Below are 17,141 nucleotides of genomic sequence, written 5' to 3'. Positions count from 1 at the left end.
TGGTAAGTGTTCAGGAAGACGTTCGGCATTCGAGGTTATTCCACGCTTGGAAAAATAAACATCGGACGATGGAATAAACCTTGGCGCGGTTCGTCTGCCTGATTCTTCTCACTTGTGGCCGATGGCCCTGGAGTCATTCATGGTAGATCGCTCATCACCGCCAACGGGGCCTGGCCGGCCACCGTTGAGTGCCGCGAGCCTGACGTTGCGCCTGACCGGCATTGCCGTGGTGGTCGCCGCGCTGGCCGGGGCTTTTGCCTACGTCAACGGCACACTCGACCCACAGCGCCTGACGCCGAAAACGCTGATCAATGTGCTGGAGAAAAACAACGGCGTTCACCCGGGGTTTCGTCGTAACCACGCCAAAGGCGTATGCGTGATCGGGCATTTCGAGAGCAGTGGCCAGATGCGTGAGTATTCCAGTGCCCAAGTGTTCAGCGAAGCGCGGACTCCGGTGGTCGGGCGTTTCGCGTTGCCGGCCGGCAATCCTTATGCGCCGGATAACAGCGTGCCGATTCGCAGCCTGGCGTTGCGTTTCACCCAGGCCAACGGTCAGCAGTGGCGCACCGGGATGAACAGCATGCCGGTGTTTCCGGTAGGCACACCGGAGGCGTTCTATCAGTTGCAACAAGCGCAGTCGCCGGATCCGGCTACCGGCAAACCGAACCCGGCGGCTGTTCCGGCGTTCTTCAGTTCTCATCCGGAAGCCGCACCGTTTCTGGCCTGGATCAAAACCGCCAAACCGTCGGCCAGTTATGCAACGGAAACCTACAACAGCGTCAACGCGTTTTACCTGGTGAACGCGGCCGGGCAACGGCAGGCGGTGCGCTGGAGCATGGCGCCGGTCGCTCAGGACGCGGCGGGTGCAACAGCCCCCGAGGGCGGTGATTTCCTCGAGAAAGATCTGGTACAGCGTTTGTCCGCCGGGCCGCTGCGATGGCAATTGAACTTCACCTTGGCGAACCCTGAAGATCCGGTCAACGACGCGAGCAAGGCCTGGCCCGACGGCCGAAAAGTGCTGAACGCCGGCATGCTGGTGCTCGAAAGCACCCAGCCGCAACTCAACGGCGAGTGCCATGACATCAACTACGACCCACTGGTATTGCCTAGCGGCATCGAAGGCTCCGACGACCCGTTGCTTGCCGCTCGCTCTGCGGGTTACGCCCGTTCCTACCTGCGTCGCACCAGCGAAGTCAGCCAGTTGCCCTCTGCGAATAAACAGGAGTCTCGTCAATGAGCGCTCAACCGAACCATTTCGCGCCCTTAGCGCGGCTGCTGCACTGGCTGATGGCACTGATGATCATCTCGATGCTGTTTATCGGCGCGGGCATGGCTGCCTCGGTGTCCGAGCGCCATCAGTGGCTGATCCATCTGCATAAACCTTTGGGCGTTGCGATTCTGTTGCTGGTGATCGTGCGTCTGGCCGTGCGTTTTTCGACCCGGCAACCACCGCTGCCGGCGGACCTGCCGGGTTGGCAAGCGTTCGCGGCCAAGGCTTCGCATATCTTGTTGTACGCCTTGATGCTGATTTTGCCGCTGCTGGGCTGGGCGATGATTTCCGCGGCCGGCGATCCGGTAATGCTCAGTCGTTCACTGCAGTTGCCGTCGATCCTGCCAGCGAATGCGCAGGTGTTCGCGTTCCTGCGCAAGGCGCATGGGTATCTGGCGTATTTGCTGTTTCTGACTGTGCTGCTGCATTTGGCGGCGGCGTTGTTTCACGGTTGGGTGCGTCGTGATGATGTGCTGGACAGTATGTTGCGGGGTAAGGATCGCGGGTGAGTCAGGGTTGCTGAAAAATGTGTCGAGGGGACTTGTAGGAACGCCGCATCGCCCCGTTGGGCTGTGAAGCAGCCCAACATGCCGGATTGCTGTCGAGTGAAGCGTCAAAAGATCGCAGCCTTCGGTAGGCGTTGGTGAAACCTGCGATATTTTGATCTTAAGAGCAATCAGCGCAGGGTATCGACCATATCGGCAATGGTCGTCAGCACATCCGTGCCCAACTGCTTTGAGCGCTTGCCGGACCAGCCAGTCAGCGCATTCGGTGCGTCGTTATTATCCTTGAAAGGCATTTCCAGGGTCAGCGACAGGCAGTCGAACTTCTGACCAACGCTGTTGCAGGCCAGGGTCATGTTGGCTTTGCCGGGCAAGTCGCGGGTGTAGCCGTGTTTGGTCTGGAAATCCCTGGTTTGATGTTTCAGATGACTACGGAAATGTTCTTCGAGCTTTTCGATCCGCGGCGTATAGCCCGGATTGCCTTCGCAACCGGCGGTAAATACGTAAGGGATTTCTTCATCGCCATGGATGTCGAGGAACAGGTCGACGCCATACTTTTCCATCTGCTGCTGAACGAACAGCACTTCCGGGCTGAGTTCCTGACTGGCGTTCTGCCAGGCGCGGTTCAGGTCCTGGCCCATGGCGTTGGTGCGCAAATGACCGTGGAAGGCGCCGTCCGGGTTCATGTTAGGCACCAGGTACAGGTCGGCGCTGGCCAGGAGTTTTTTCAGCACCGGGTCGTCGTGTTTTTCCAGGCGCTCGATCACGCCTTCCATGAACCATTCGGCCATGTGCTCCCCGGGATGTTGCTGGGCGATGATCCAGACCTTGCGTTGACCTTCGGCACCTGAACCTTTACGCAACAACTGGATGTCGCGACCTTCAACGCTCTTGCCGGTGGCCAGCAGTTCGGTGCCGGCTTTGGTCAGTGCCTGTTCGATCAGCCAGTCATGGCGGCCACGGCTATAGGGCTCGAAATAGGCGAACCAGGCATGAGTGGCAATGGCTTCGAGGCTGAAACGCAGGCAGTCGCCTTCGAAGATGGTCGGCACCCGGAACCAGTTGACGTGGTCATAGGACGCCACCGCCTGATAGCCATCCCAGGCTTTGTTGTATGAGGATTTACTGGCGTTGTTCAGACGAAACCAATGTTCTTGACCGACGTGCAAACCACTGGCCTTGAAGTGGAACCACTGGAAGTGCTGGCTGCGGGTGTCTGGCTTGATCGCCAGTAGCGCTTGTAGAGGATTGCTGATGTCCAGCACTTCGATGTTGCCGCTGTCGAAGTTTGCGCTGATGTCGAAAGAAGATTTAGCCACGGCCATAATCAGTTCCTGAGTATGATTTTTATGGCTGCTACTTTACACGCAAGGGAGAGATAGACCGGGGGAAAATTGCGGGGTTGAAAAGGGGGGCGTCCTCCTTGACGCCGATGCAGCTTAGAGACTGTACGAGTGATTCTCAAGTGCTATTTTGCGTTAGTTTGGCCCAATGTTACCGGGCCTCTCTTGCCAACAGATATTCTTTTGATATCATCCGCGCCAATCGAATTTGCAGCACCCACAGACTTCATTAGCCTGAAGCCAAAGCCAGAATAACTGGCAAAAAAAAGACCCGGCAAAAAGCCGGGTCAAAAACCGTGATTAGCCTGATGAGGAGATAGTCCAGGAGACCGACCTAAGGTCCCTTGGGCCATCGACTGATCTCGCGACCAGTTGGTGCAATAATAATCATTATCATTTGCAAGTCAAATGTTTTTATCTGCGCGATTGGAAAATTATTCCTGTCTTCTTCCAAAGCGCTTCCTCGTCAATCGTTCTGATTGCCCTCCAGGGACCGGTCGATCATCGCCTTGGCCATGTCGATCATGTGCACCGTCGAAAATGCCAGATCCCGGCTTGCGCCCTGCAGCTGGTTGGCTGATTCATGCGCGGTGGCGGCGGCACATCGCAACAGATCCGAAGCATGGACCAGTGCCTCTTCGCTGCTGATGTTACGGTTCACATCGAAGAAACGTTCTTCGCTGGTCTGTTCTGACACAGCTGGTTTCAAGTAATAGTCCAGCGCCCGCTGCGCGGCAGCAGAGCCTTTTGGCGAGTTGAGGGTGGTATCGAATTGCATGTCGGGCAGGGTATTGCTGGGGATGGTCATGACGATGGCAAGCTCCGTGATTAGATTCAAATCCGTGAGCTCAGCTTAGTACGTACTGTATTTGTGTCTTTAATTTAAATACTACAATTTGTGTTTTGTTGGTCGGAGTACCCCACGTATCGTGCCGCACATGGATAAATGGATTGAATTGGTCAAGGCCAAAATGAGTGAACTCAAAGTCACTCAAGAAATACTCGCCGAGCGCATCGGAATGTCCCAGGGCGGCGTCGGCCATTGGCTGAATAAACGTCGTCAGCCCGGCATCCAAGACATGAACCGTGTCTTGCAGGCACTGGGGATGGACTATCTGGAAGTCGCGATGGTGATCAGGGAACCGCAGATCTCACAGGATGAAGAGATCTCTCTGGCGCAAAAGTACAACCCGTACTTTCGCTACCCGGTCAGTGACTGGCGGGAAACCGGGGAGGTGCGCGACGGGGAGTTATTGACCTACGGCGCTTCATCGGCTGTCAGCAAACCGCGCTTCGAACTGTCCGATTACCATGCACAGGGCGCAGCGTTCTGGCTGGTGGTGGTCGGCGATGCGATGACCGCACCCACGGGTGTGAGCATTGCCGCGGACATGTTGATTCTGGTGGACCCGGCTATCGTGCCGGAGCCTGGCAAACTGGTGATCGCCCAATGGCCCGGCAGCGTCGAGGCGGTTTTTCGCAAACTGATCGAAGAGGGCGGGCAGCGTTATCTGGTCCCGCTCAATCCGACCTATCCGAAAGCCCTTTTTACCGAAGAATGCCGAATCATCGGCGTGGTGGTTCAGGCGACTGCCAAATTCTAATCAGATCGGTCCTCGCAACGCGTAGGACCGATCTTCATTTCACGCGTGTTCCAACTCCACCAACGCACTGCCTTCGCTGACCATCTCGCCTTCCTGGCAATACAACGCCTTGATAATCCCGGCGTGAGGCGCGCGAATGCTGTGCTCCATTTTCATCGCTTCCAGCACCACCAATTGCGCGCCGGCTTCGACCGTTTGCCCGGCCTCCACCAACACTCGCACGATGCTGCCGTTCATGGGCGCGGTGAGCCCGCCCTGATGGCTGTGACTGGCTTCGACGGCACCGATCGGGTCATACGCCTCGATGCGGCGCAGTTCACCGTCCCATTGCAGATACAGCGTATCGCCACGGCGGATTGCCCGGTGCTGGCGGCGCAAGCCGTTGTGTTCGGTCAGCAGGTATTCGCCCTTGAGCTGTGCGGTATGAGCATCGGTATTGCCCAGGGTCAATGCCCGATCTTGCCCCTCGCAACTCAAATGCAGGGTGATTTCTGTCGGCAGTCCGGCACGGAATCCGTTGCCGATACTCCAAGGAGAACTCAGGTCATCAGTGCGGGTTGTGCTCGGCTGGCTCTGGGCAAATGCCTGCGCGGCCGCTTGCCAGAATTCATCGCTGAGGTCTGAAGGTGCTGGCAACAGTTGATCCTGATAACGCGGAATGAACCCGGTATCCAGTTCAGCCGCGGCAAACGCCGGATGACCGATGATCCGGCGCAGGAAGTTGATGTTGGTCTTCAACCCGCCAATGGCAAACTCGTCAATCATGCTCAGCAGCCGCAGCCGCGCCTGTTCACGGTCTTCGCCCCAGGCAATCAGCTTGCCGAGCATCGGGTCGTAGAACGGCGAAATCTCGTCGCCTTCTTCGACGCCACTGTCCACGCGACGCCCCGGCCCTTTGGCGGATTCGCGGTACAACACCAGACGCCCGGTGGCCGGCAGGAAATCATGACCCGGGTCTTCCGCATACAACCGAACTTCAATCGCATGGCCGATCAGCGGCACCTGATCTTGAGTCATCGACAACGCTTCACCGCGAGCCACGCGAATTTGCCAGGCCACCAGGTCAAGGCCGGTGATGGCTTCGGTGACCGGATGTTCAACTTGCAAGCGCGTGTTCATCTCCATGAAGAAGAACTCACCGCGCGCATCCAGTAAAAACTCCACGGTGCCGGCGCCGACGTAACCGATGGCCTGCGCCGAGCGTACGGCGGCTTCGCCCATGGCCCGACGCAATTCCGGGCTCAGCCCCGGAGCCGGGGCTTCTTCGACGACTTTCTGATGCCGACGCTGAATCGAACAATCACGCTCATTGAGGTACAGACAGTTGCCATGCTGGTCGGCGAATACCTGGATTTCCACGTGACGTGGCTTGAGCAGGTACTTCTCCACCAACATCCGCGAATCGCCGAATGAGGACTGCGCTTCGCGCTGCGCGGAGGCCAGGGCTTCGGCCAGTTGGCTGACATCCTCGACCACTTTCATGCCTTTGCCGCCACCGCCCGCCGTGGCCTTGAGCAACACCGGATAACCGATGCGTTCGCAGGCGTCGCGGAAGGTGTCGAGGTCCTGGGCTTCGCCGTGATAGCCGGGTACCAGCGGCACGCCGGCAGTTTCCATCAAGGCTTTGGCCGCAGACTTGCTGCCCATGGCATCAATGGCCGAGGCGGGCGGGCCGAGGAAGATCAGGCCCGCCATTTCGATCGCGCGGGCGAACCCGGCGTTTTCCGAGAGAAAACCATAACCGGGATGAATCGCCTGAGCGCCGCTGGCTTTCGCCGCGGCGATCAGTTTGTCGATTTGCAGGTAACTGTCGGCGGCTTTGCTGCCGCCCAGGTCGACGCGGATATCCGCTTCGCGGCTGTGCCGGGCGTCACGGTCGATGGCGCTGTGCACGGCCACCGTGGTCAGGCCCAGAGCTTTGGCGGTGCGCATCACCCGGCAGGCGATTTCGCCGCGGTTGGCCACCAGCAGGGTGGTGAGGACAGGTGCGCTCATCAACGCGGCTCCTTGAGGGTGGTTTCGGCTTGCCAGTTCGGCGGGCGTTTTTGCAGGAAGGCGCGCAGGCCTTCCTGGCCTTCGGGACTGACGCGGATCCGGGCGATGGCATTCTCGGTGTAGCGCCGCAACGCCGGGGTCAGCGCGCCGTGGCCGACTTCACGCAGCAAATCCTTGCTGGCGCGCATGGCCGCCGGGCTGTTGAGCAGCAGGTTGTCGATCCACTGATCGACTTTCTGCTCCAGTTCAGCCATCGGGTAGCTCTCCGACAAGAGGCCGATTTCCCGAGCCCGTTGTCCGCCAAAACGTTCGGCGGTCAAGGCATAGCGCCTTGCCGCGCGCTCGCCGATGGCTTGCACCACGAACGGACTGATGACCGCCGGCGCGAGGCCGATGCGCACTTCCGACAGGCAGAACTGTGCTTCTTCGGCGCCGATGGCCATGTCACAGCAACTGATCAGGCCCAGCGCGCCGCCATAGGCCGCGCCTTGCACCACCGCCACGGTCGGGATTTTCAGTTTGGCGAGGTTGTACATCAACTCCGCCAGTTCCCGCGCGTCATCGAGGTTGGTGTGGTAATCGAGTTCGGCCGATTGCTGCATCCAGGCCAGATCGGCACCGGCGCTGAAATGCTTGCCGCGACCGCGGATCAGCAGAAAGCGCAGGCTGGGATCGCTCGACACTTTGTCCAGGGCGAGGATCAGTTCGCGGATCATTTCGGCGTTGAAGGCGTTGTTTTTCTGCTCGCGGCTGAGCCACAAGGTCGCAAAACCCCTTGGATCGCTCAGCAGTTCGAGGGTGTTGAAGTCGCTCATGTGTTACGTCTCCACAACTCATGTGGGAGCGGGCTTGCTCGCGAAGAACGATAACGCGGTGCATCAGGTAAACCGCGGTGAATCCTTCGCGAGCAAGCCCGCCCCCACAGAAAATCACATCCGGAACACGCCGAAGCGGCTCGGTTCGATTGGCGCGTTCAGCGACGCCGACAAGGCCAGAGCCAACACGTCGCGGGTCTGCGCCGGGTCGATGACACCGTCGTCCCACAGCCGGGCGCTGGAATAATAGGGATGCCCCTGTTCTTCGTACTGATCGAGGATCGGTTGCTTGATCTCGGCTTCCTGCTCGGCGCTGAAACCATGGCCACTGCGTTCCGCTTGCTCACGCTTGACCTGCACCAGTACCCCTGCTGCCTGTTCGGCACCCATCACGCCAATCCGTGCGTTCGGCCACATCCACAGGAAGCGTGGATCGTAAGCCCGCCCACACATGCCGTAATTCCCGGCGCCGAAGCTGCCACCAATGATCACGGTGAATTTCGGCACCTTGGCGCACGCCACGGCCGTCACCAGTTTCGCACCGTGCTTGGCGATGCCGCCGGCTTCGTATTTCTGGCCGACCATGAAACCGGTGATGTTTTGCAGGAACAGCAACGGGATGCCGCGCTGGCAGGCCAGTTCGATGAAGTGCGCGCCTTTCTGCGCGGCTTCGGCGAACAGGATGCCGTTGTTGGCGAGAATCGCGATCGGGTAACCGTGCAGGTGGGCAAAACCGCACACCAATGTCGTGCCGAACAATGCCTTGAACTCATCGAACACCGAGCCGTCCACCAGGCGCGCGATCACTTCGCGCACGTCGAACGGTTGCTTGGCGTCCGCCGACACCACGCCGTACAACTCGTCGCTGCTGTAAAGCGGCGCGATCGGCGTGTGTTGTTGCAGTTCACCGAGCTTGCGCCAATTGAGGTTGGCGACGCTGCGGCGGGCCAGGGCGAGGGCGTGTTCGTCGCTCTCGGCATAGTGGTCGGCGACCCCGGAAATCCTGCAGTGCACATCGGCCCCGCCGAGGTCTTCGGCGCTGACCACTTCACCCGTCGCGGCTTTCACCAGCGGTGGGCCGGCGAGGAAAATCGTTGCCTGCTGACGGACCATGATTGCTTCATCGGCCATTGCGGGTACATAAGCGCCACCGGCGGTGCACGAGCCCATGACCACCGCAATTTGCGGAATGCCCATCGCGCTCATGTTGGCCTGGTTGAAGAAGATCCGCCCGAAGTGTTCGCGGTCCGGGAACACTTCATCCTGACGCGGCAAGTTGGCGCCGCCGGAGTCCACCAGATAAATGCAGGGCAGGCGATTTTGCTGGGCGATAGTTTGCGCGCGCAGGTGTTTTTTCACCGTCAGCGGGTAATACGAGCCGCCTTTCACGGTGGCATCGTTGGCGACGATCATGCATTCAACGCCTTCCACCCGGCCGATTCCGGCAATCACACCAGCGGCTGGAACATCTTCGCCATACACCCCGTAGGCCGCCAATTGGCTTATTTCGAGAAATGGCGAACCCGGATCGAGCAGGCGATTGATCCGTTCACGGGGCAGTAATTTACCCCGCGATGTGTGGCGTTCTTGAGCCTTTGGGCCGCCACCTTGCGCCACTTGAGCGAGGAGGGTGTGCAGGGCGTCGACCTGTTTGAACATCGCCGCGCTGTTGGCCGCGAACTCCGTTGAACGGGGGTTGAGCTGGGTATGCAGAATAGCCATGTGCAGCTCCGTTTAGCGGGTTTCGTTGAACAGTTCGCGACCGATCAACATGCGACGGATCTCACTGGTGCCGGCGCCGATTTCGTACAACTTGGCGTCACGCAGCAGACGACCGGCCGGGAATTCGTTGATGTAGCCGTTGCCACCGAGAATCTGGATCGCGTCGAGGGCCATTCGGGTCGCGCATTCGGCGCTGTAGAGGATGACTCCGGCAGCGTCCTTGCGGGCGGTTTCGCCGCGCTCGCAGGCCTGGGCCACCGCATAGAGGTAGGCGCGGCTGGCGTTGAGTTGGGTGTACATGTCGGCGACCTTGCCCTGGATCAGCTGGAATTCGCCGATGCTCTGGCCGAACTGTTTGCGGTCGTGAATGTACGGGACGATCAGGTCCATGCAGGCTTGCATGATCCCGGTCGGGCCGCCCGAGAGCACAACGCGCTCGTAGTCGAGGCCGCTCATCAGCACTTTCACGCCGCCGTTGAGCACGCCGAGGATGTTTTCTTCCGGCACTTCGACGTCATCGAAAAACAGTTCGCAGGTATTCGAGCCGCGCATGCCGAGTTTGTCGAACTTGTTGCTGCGGCTGAAGCCTTTCCAGTCGCGCTCGACGATGAATGCGGTGATGCCGTGCGGGCCTTTTTCAAGATCGGTCTTCGCGTAGATCACATAGGTGTTGGCGTCGGGGCCATTGGTGATCCAGGTTTTGCTGCCGTTGAGCACGTAGTGATCGCCGCGTTTGTCGGCGCGCAGTTTCATTGACACCACATCGGAACCGGCATTCGGTTCGCTCATGGCCAAGGCGCCGATGTGCTCGCCGCTGATCAGTTTTGGCAGGTATTTGCTTTTCTGTTCGTGAGTGCCGTTGCGGTTGATCTGGTTGACGCAAAGATTGGAGTGGGCGCCGTAGGACAGGGCGACCGAGGCCGAGCCGCGGCTGATTTCTTCCATGGCGACGACGTGCGCCAGATAACCCAGGCCGGCGCCGCCGTACTCTTCCGGCACGGTAATGCCGAGCAGGCCCATGTCGCCGAATTTGCGCCACAGGTCGGCGGGGAACAGGTTGTCGATGTCGATCTGAGCGGCGCGCGGGGCGATCTCTTTGGCGACGAAGGACTGAACCTGATCGCGCAGCATGTCGATGGTTTCACCGAGGGCAAAGTTCAGGGAGGGGTAGCTCATGGGGCACCTTTTGGCTTTTTTGTAGGGTGGGGAGGGCAGTGATTCGGCTCTCACCTTTACGTTAACGTAAGCCTGTGACGAATGGCTGTCAATCACCCTTTACGTTAACGTCAACTTAGATGATTCTGTAGGAGCCGAGATTGCTCGCGATGAACGATGATGAGGTCCTATGGCTGGACCGCAGCGCTCCTTTCGCGGGCAAGCCTCGCTCCTACAATAAAGACAATAGGGGTCATCATGGATCAACCCAGTGCAAGCCCGCAGCGCAGCTATACCCGTGGTTCCCAGGACAAAGCCTTGCTGGCGATGACCATCGGTCAGGCGTTCGATAACACGCTCGCGCAATACCCGAACGGGGAAGCGCTGGTCGTGCGCCATCAACAACTGCGTTACACCTGGCAGCAGTTGGCAGAAGCTGTCGACCTGCACGCCAGAGCATTTTTGGCGTTGGGCTTGCAAACCGGTGACCGGCTCGGCATCTGGGCGCCGAACTGCGCCCAGTGGTGCATCAGCCAGTTCGCCAGCGCGAAAATCGGCGTGATCCTGGTCAACATCAATCCGGCGTACCGCAGTTCCGAACTCGAATACGTGTTGAAGCAGTCCGGTTGCCAATGGCTGGTCTGTGCCGGGGCTTTCAAAACCTCCAACTATCACGCCATGTTGGAAGGATTAGTGCCGGAACTGGCGGAGCAATCCATCGGCCAGTTGCAGAGCGAGCGCCTACCGGAACTGCGTGGGGTGATCAGCCTGGCTGCGCAATCGCCATCGGGTTTCCTGCCGTGGTCGCAGTTGAGCGATCTGGCGGCCAGCGTGTCGGTCGAACAATTGCGCGAGCGCCAGGACAGCCTGCATTTCGACCAGGCGGTAAACATCCAGTACACCTCCGGCACCACCGGTTTCCCCAAGGGCGCGACCCTCAGTCATTACAATATTCTCAACAACGGTTACATGGTCGGCGAAAGCCTCGGGCTGACGGCCAATGATCGGCTGGTGATTCCGGTGCCGCTGTATCACTGCTTCGGCATGGTCATGGGCAACCTCGGCTGCGTCACCCACGCCAGCACCATGATTTACCCCAACGACGCCTTCGATCCATTGCTGACGCTGAGCACCGTCGCCGAAGAAAAAGCCACCGCGCTTTACGGCGTGCCGACCATGTTCATCACCATGCTCGATCAGCCCAAGCGCGCCGAATTTGATTTGTCGAGCCTGCGCACCGGAATCATGGCCGGGGCGACCTGTCCGATCGAGGTGATGCGCCGGGTTATCAATGAAATGCACATGAGTGAAGTGCAGATTGCCTACGGCATGACGGAAACCAGCCCCGTGTCTTTACAGACCGGTCCGTCAGACGAACTGGAACTGCGCGTCACCACCGTCGGCCGCACCCAGCCGCAACTGGAAAGCAAGATCATCGACAAGACGGGCAACCTGGTACCGCGCGGCACCATCGGTGAACTGTGTACTCGGGGCTACAGTGTGATGCTCGGCTACTGGAATAACCCGCAAGGCACCGCTGAGGCTATTGATGAGGCGGGCTGGATGCACACCGGCGATCTGGCCAGCATGAACGACGAAGGCTATGTGTGTATCGCCGGGCGCAACAAGGACATGATCATCCGCGGCGGTGAGAATATTTACCCAAGGGAGCTGGAAGAGTTCTTCTTCTCCCACCCGGCGATCGCCGACGTGCAGGTGATCGGTATTCCTTGCTCCCGTTATGGCGAAGAGATCGTCGCCTGGATCAAATTTCACCCCGGCCACAACGCCACCGAGCAGGAACTGCAAGCCTGGTGCAAGGAGCGCATCGCACACTTCAAGACGCCGCGTTACTTCAAGTTCGTCGAGGAGTTTCCGATGACGGTGACGGGGAAGATTCAGAAATTTCGGATGCGTGAGATCAGCATCGAGGAGTTGCGCAGTAAAAACGCCTGACACATAACCAGTGTGGGAGCGGGCTTGCTCGCGAAAGCGGTGGATCAGTCACCATCAATATTGACTGACACACCGCATTCGCGAGCAAGCCCGCTCCCACATTTGGATCGAGAAAAACCGGAAGGCAAGAAAGCACAAAGGGGAGCCGAAGCTCCCCTTTAATTTTGTCGTACGTGCTCTTTTTTTATTATTGAGGGGCGGTCTGTTGTTGTTTTTGGCAACCGTGGCCCTTTACCGCTGTTTTTGTCGATCCCCATCCGGGATCAAGAGCAAACGTATTTTTTTGAGCGCTGATCTACTTTTTCGCCAAGCGATCCAACCAGTTCGGGAGCTACCTGAAGGTAGTTTTATTGTTCTCTGCCCGGTTGCGGGTTACTTCGAAAAGCACCCTGAAAAGCACATCTTCTCCAAAAAAATCTGTTAGCTGCGTCTCTGCCGTGTTGTTCTTGTTATGTCAGAGTCGTTACGTCTTATTTTTATTGGTTTGCAGTTTTTATTCTTGTTATGCCATAGAGATAGCAGAAGCCGTGCCAACTTTTAAAAACCCTTTAAAATCAATGCTTTGGTTTTTTCGTAGGGATTTTCATCCGAGCCAAACCTCACAATTTGTTTCCGTGTTACTCGTTTCCGCCCACTTTTCAGAACGCGCGGTAACACCCGGACACATCCACATTGTCACTGCGCGCTGCGGACCTTGGCCACGCGTGAACCGGTAGGGCGCCCCAGCACTGCGCAAATCTGTTGGCCAGCCCGAATCAAGGCATCCAGGTCGATTCCGGTCTCGATGCCCAGGCCGTTGAGCAGGTAAACCACGTCTTCGGTCGCGACATTACCGCTGGCGCCTTTGGCATACGGGCAACCGCCGAGGCCTGCGATGGAGCTGTCGAACACCGCAATGCCTTCCAGCAGACTGGCGTAGATATTGGCCATGGCTTGGCCATAGGTATCGTGAAAGTGCCCGGCCAGTTTTTCCCGTGGCACATCGGCCGAGACCACTTCGAACATCTTGCGGGTCGCGCCGGCGGTGCCAGTTCCGATGGTGTCTCCCAGGGAGACTTCATAGCAGCCCATGGCATAGAGCTCGCGAGCAACCCAGGCAACTTGTTCCGGTGCAATGTCACCTTCATAAGGGCAGCCCAGCACACAGGACACGTAACCGCGCACGCTGACGCCGTGTTGTTTGGCGGCGTCCATGATCGGTACAAAGCGCTCGAGGCTCTCGCTGATCGAGCAATTGATGTTGCGCTGGGAGAATGCTTCGGACGCTGCGGCGAACACGGCGACTTCCTTGACTCCGGCGGCGATGGCGTCTTCAAACCCCCGCAGGTTGGGGGCGAGGGCGCCATAGGTCACGCCCGGTTTGCGCTTGATTTGCGCGAAAACCTCGGCGGAACCGGCCATTTGCGGCACCCATTTGGGCGAGACGAAACTGCCGACTTCTATATAGCCCAGGCCCGCGGCGGTCAGCGCGTCGACCAGTTGCACCTTGTCCGCGATGCTGATGGGTTGGGCTTCGTTTTGCAGACCGTCGCGAGGGCCGACTTCGACCAGGCGTACGTGGGTGGGAAGAAGCATGGGATTCACCTGTAGTAGTGGACGAACGACGCTTTACTGTGGGAGCGGGCTTGCTCGCGAAAGCGGTCTGTCATTCAACGCTGATGTCGACTGATCCGACGCCTTCGCGAGCAAGCCCGCTCCCACAGTAATGCGTCGTACGATTATTGGAGGGCCTGCTGGCTCTTGATTGTTTGCTCCAGAGCCTGGGTACAGCGCTCTTCGGCCGTGTCGAGTTCCAGTTTCATTTGTTCGATGTCCAGCAGTTGCTGTTCGAGTTGTTCCCGACGCTCGGCGATTTTCGCCAGCATGCTGTGCAATTGCTTGGTGTTACCGCTGGAGGGGTCATAGAGCTCGATCAGCTCGCGGCATTCGGCCAGGGAAAAACCAATGCGCTTGCCCCGCAGGATCAGCTTCAGGCTGACCTTGTCACGGGGCGAATAAATGCGTTCCTGACCGCGACGCTCGGGGCTGAGCAGGCCTTGCTCTTCATAGAAGCGAATGGCTCGTGTGGTGATGTCGAGCTCGCGGGCGAGGTCGGAAATGCTATAGGTCTGGCTGCTCATGGAAGCGCTCGAAAAAGGTCATGGCGCTAAGCTAATGGCAGGTTGACGTTTACGTCAAGGGGCATGGATCTTCATGGGTATCACTGGCCTCTTCGCGGGCAAGTCGGATCGCCGCACCGCTCGCTCCTACAAGACGACGGCGCAGATTCTGTAGGAGCGAGGCTTGCCCGCGAAGAACGATAACGCGGATTAATGTCCTACACCTTATCCAGCTTCTTCTCATGCGCCGTGACCTGCTGGCACAACTCGATCATCTGCTCGCGCATCCAGCGGTTGGCCGGGTCCTGGTCAGTGCTTTCGTGCCAGTAAAGGTGAGTTTCCACCGGCGGAACGTCGTTGACCGGCAGGTTCACCGCGTACAAATCATGGCGACGGGCGAAGCGTTCCGGCACGGTCATGACCATGTCGGTCTGTTGTAACACCTGGGACGCCATCAGGTAATGCTGGGAGCGCAGGGCGATCTTGCGCTGAATGCCCATTTTGCCCAAGGCCAAATCGACATAGCCCAAACCGCTGCGGCGACTGGAGATATGGATATGGGTCAGGGACAGATAATCGTCGAGGGTGAATTTTTCTTTGCCCGCCAACGGATGACCCTTGCGCATGGCGCACACGTAACGGTCCTCCATCAACTTGACGTGACGCACCTGCGGGTCGGTGTTGAGTGGCGCATCCACCGCGAAATCGAGACGCCCGGCTGCCAGTTCCTTGGTGGTCTCGCGACGTTTGGACAGGAAACTTTCAATGATCACCGTCGGCGCCAGGCGTCGCAGGCGCTGGAACAGCGGCGGCAGGATCACCGCTTCAGTGAGGTCGGTCATGCTGATGCGGTAGGTCTTGACTGCCTGCAACGGGTTGAAGATGCGGCTTTCCTGCACCGACACCCGCAGCAAAGAGAGGGCGTTACGCACGGGGCCGATGATGTTCTGCGCCATCGGCGTGGGCACCATGCCCTGGGCAGTGCGCACGAAAAGCGGATCGTTGAAGGTCTCGCGCAGGCGGGCCAGAGCGTTCGAGACCGCTGGTTGAGTAATGCCGACAATCTGCCCGGCGCGCGTCAGGTTGGCTTCGGTGTAGATCGCGTCGAAGACGATGAAAAGGTTGAGGTCGACCTTACTCAGATTCATTGCGCTGCGCTCTCTGTTCTTGTTTTAGGAAGGTAGCTCGATCAGTCGATCATATATCGGTGATGAATGTTAATACACGCCGAGAATAGGCTAGGTAAATTTTCATAGCTGTTCTAGCATCGATTGCATGCCCTGAACAACCTCCCTCAAGAAGGTAGCTGCCCATGGATTTCGCTTATTCGCCCAAAGTGCAAGAACTGCGTGAGCGCGTGACCGCGTTCATGGACACCTACGTTTATCCCGCTGAAGCGGTGTTCGAACGCCAGGTCGCCGAGGGCGATCGCTGGCAGCCGACAGCGATCATGGAAGAACTCAAACTCAAGGCCAAGGCTGAAGGCCTGTGGAATTTGTTTCTGCCTGAGTCCGAACTCGGCGCCGGCCTGACCAACCTCGAATATGCGCCACTGGCGGAAATCATGGGCCGCTCGCTGCTGGGCCCTGAACCGTTCAACTGCTCCGCGCCGGACACCGGCAACATGGAAGTGCTGGTGCGCTACGCCAATGAAGAACAGAAGCAACGCTGGCTCGAACCGCTGTTGCGCGGCGAGATCCGCTCGGCGTTCGCCATGACCGAACCGGACGTGGCCTCGTCCGACGCCACCAATATGGCCGCCCGCGCCGTGCGTGATGGCGACGAATGGGTGATCAACGGCAAGAAATGGTGGACCTCTGGCGCCTGCGATCCGCGCTGCAAGATCCTGATCTTCATGGGCCTGAGCAACCCGGATGCACCGCGCCATGCGCAGCACTCGATGATTCTGGTGCCGGTGGATGCCCAGGGCGTGAAGATTGTGCGTCCGCTGCCGGTGTTCGGTTATGACGACGCGCCTCATGGCCACGCCGAAGTGCTGTTCGAAAACGTCCGGGTGCCGTACGAAAACGTCCTGTTGGGTGAAGGACGCGGCTTCGAAATTGCTCAGGGTCGCCTCGGCCCAGGCCGGATTCACCACTGCATGCGTTCGATCGGCATGGCTGAGCGTGCGCTGGAATTGATGTGCAAACGTGCAGTCAACCGCACTGCGTTCGGTAAACCCCTGGCGCGTCTGGGCGGCAATATCGACAAGATCGCCGACTCGCGGATGGAGATCGACATGGCGCGCCTGCTGACGTTGAAAGCGGCGTACATGATGGACACCGTCGGCAACAAGGTGGCGAAGAGCGAAATCGCGCAGATCAAAGTCGTCGCGCCGAACGTGGCATTGCGGGTGATCGACCGGGCGATTCAGATTCATGGCGGGGCAGGGGTTTCCAACGATTTCCCGCTGGCCTACATGTATGCCATGCAACGCACCCTGCGCCTGGCCGACGGCCCGGACGAAGTGCACCGCGCGGCGATCGGCAAGTTCGAGATTGGCAAATATGTGCCGAAAGAGATGATGCGCAGCGGGCAGTAACACCCTGTGGCGAGGGGGCTTGCCCCCGTTCGGCTGCGAAGCAGTCGTGAATCATCCACCGCGTTTCTCCAGAGCAAACATGGTAGCCGGTTTTAGGCCCGCTTCGCGGTCCAACGGGGGCAAGCCCCCTCGCCACA

At 58.9% G+C, this 17,141-nt stretch carries 14 protein-coding genes; 5 read left to right on the top strand and 9 right to left on the bottom strand.

Features of this window, described 5'->3' with window-relative positions:
- The first annotated feature begins 139 nt into the window (after positions 1–139).
- Both MEB48_RS05440 and MEB48_RS05435 read left to right on the top strand, forming a co-directional pair.
- Positions 140–1,237, top strand: a complete 1,098-nt coding sequence (locus tag MEB48_RS05440; RefSeq protein ID WP_237882611.1) for a catalase family peroxidase — start codon at positions 140–142, stop codon at positions 1,235–1,237.
- Positions 1,234–1,779 carry a cytochrome b gene (locus tag MEB48_RS05435; RefSeq protein ID WP_237882609.1) on the top strand — a complete coding sequence of 182 codons (546 nt, stop codon included), beginning with the start codon at positions 1,234–1,236 and terminating at the stop codon, positions 1,777–1,779. Before MEB48_RS05440 ends, MEB48_RS05435 begins: the two co-directional genes overlap by 4 nt.
- Positions 1,780–1,946: 167 nt before the next feature.
- Here MEB48_RS05435 and MEB48_RS05430 read toward each other — a convergent pair whose 3' ends face one another.
- Positions 1,947–3,098 carry a M14 family metallopeptidase gene (locus MEB48_RS05430; RefSeq protein WP_237882607.1) on the bottom strand — a complete coding sequence of 384 codons (1,152 nt, stop codon included), beginning with the start codon at positions 3,096–3,098 and terminating at the stop codon, positions 1,947–1,949.
- A gap of 484 nt (positions 3,099–3,582) precedes the next feature.
- Positions 3,583–3,924 (bottom strand): DUF6124 family protein, encoded by a 342-nt coding sequence (locus tag MEB48_RS05425; protein WP_237882605.1) that lies wholly within the window; start codon positions 3,922–3,924, stop codon positions 3,583–3,585.
- A gap of 130 nt (positions 3,925–4,054) precedes the next feature.
- Here MEB48_RS05425 and MEB48_RS05420 point away from each other — a divergent pair, with 130 nt between their 5' ends.
- A complete protein-coding gene (locus MEB48_RS05420; RefSeq protein ID WP_237882603.1) occupies positions 4,055–4,720 on the top strand; it encodes a LexA family protein in 666 nt (221 codons plus the stop codon).
- A gap of 39 nt (positions 4,721–4,759) precedes the next feature.
- Here the strand turns inward: MEB48_RS05420 and MEB48_RS05415 are convergent, their stop codons facing one another.
- The 4 genes from MEB48_RS05415 to MEB48_RS05400 form a co-directional block, all read right to left on the bottom strand.
- Positions 4,760–6,715, bottom strand: coding sequence for an acetyl/propionyl/methylcrotonyl-CoA carboxylase subunit alpha (locus MEB48_RS05415; RefSeq protein ID WP_237882601.1), 1,956 nt, complete (start codon positions 6,713–6,715; stop codon positions 4,760–4,762).
- A complete protein-coding gene (locus MEB48_RS05410; protein ID WP_237882599.1) occupies positions 6,715–7,530 on the bottom strand; it encodes a gamma-carboxygeranoyl-CoA hydratase in 816 nt (271 codons plus the stop codon). Before MEB48_RS05410 ends, MEB48_RS05415 begins: the two co-directional genes overlap by 1 nt.
- Positions 7,531–7,644: 114 nt before the next feature.
- On the bottom strand, positions 7,645–9,252 hold the full coding sequence (locus MEB48_RS05405; protein ID WP_237882597.1) for a carboxyl transferase domain-containing protein: 1,608 nt from the start codon (positions 9,250–9,252) through the stop codon (positions 7,645–7,647).
- Between the two features lie 12 nt (positions 9,253–9,264).
- A complete protein-coding gene (locus tag MEB48_RS05400) occupies positions 9,265–10,428 on the bottom strand; it encodes an isovaleryl-CoA dehydrogenase (RefSeq protein WP_223489832.1) in 1,164 nt (387 codons plus the stop codon).
- A gap of 237 nt (positions 10,429–10,665) precedes the next feature.
- Here MEB48_RS05400 and MEB48_RS05395 point away from each other — a divergent pair, with 237 nt between their 5' ends.
- A complete protein-coding gene (locus MEB48_RS05395) occupies positions 10,666–12,363 on the top strand; it encodes an AMP-binding protein (RefSeq protein WP_237882595.1) in 1,698 nt (565 codons plus the stop codon).
- Between the two features lie 675 nt (positions 12,364–13,038).
- On the opposite strand, the gene MEB48_RS05390 is transcribed toward MEB48_RS05395, so the two are convergent.
- The 3 genes from MEB48_RS05390 to MEB48_RS05380 all read right to left on the bottom strand — a co-directional run bounded on the left by MEB48_RS05390 (position 13,039) and on the right by MEB48_RS05380 (position 15,610).
- Positions 13,039–13,938: a hydroxymethylglutaryl-CoA lyase gene (locus MEB48_RS05390; RefSeq protein ID WP_237882593.1), complete on the bottom strand. Its 900-nt coding sequence runs from the start codon at positions 13,936–13,938 to the stop codon at positions 13,039–13,041.
- 143 nt (positions 13,939–14,081) lie between these two features.
- The gene (locus tag MEB48_RS05385) at positions 14,082–14,483 is read right to left on the bottom strand and encodes a MerR family transcriptional regulator (protein WP_237882590.1); all 402 of its coding nucleotides are present in this window, start codon (positions 14,481–14,483) and stop codon (positions 14,082–14,084) included.
- Positions 14,484–14,680: 197 nt separating this feature from the next.
- The gene (locus MEB48_RS05380) at positions 14,681–15,610 is read right to left on the bottom strand and encodes a LysR family transcriptional regulator (protein ID WP_237882588.1); all 930 of its coding nucleotides are present in this window, start codon (positions 15,608–15,610) and stop codon (positions 14,681–14,683) included.
- 164 nt (positions 15,611–15,774) lie between these two features.
- On the opposite strand from MEB48_RS05380, the gene MEB48_RS05375 reads away from it, so the two are divergent.
- Positions 15,775–17,004, top strand: a complete 1,230-nt coding sequence (locus MEB48_RS05375; RefSeq protein WP_237882585.1) for an acyl-CoA dehydrogenase — start codon at positions 15,775–15,777, stop codon at positions 17,002–17,004.
- The last annotated feature ends 137 nt before the right edge of the window (positions 17,005–17,141 follow it).

This window comes from Pseudomonas sp. PGPR40, from assembly GCF_022014505.1.
In the GTDB taxonomy this organism is placed as follows: Bacteria; Pseudomonadota; Gammaproteobacteria; order Pseudomonadales; family Pseudomonadaceae; genus Aquipseudomonas.
Note: the sequence above shows the minus strand (reverse complement) of the source record. Positions and strands in the feature narration are given on the sequence as shown.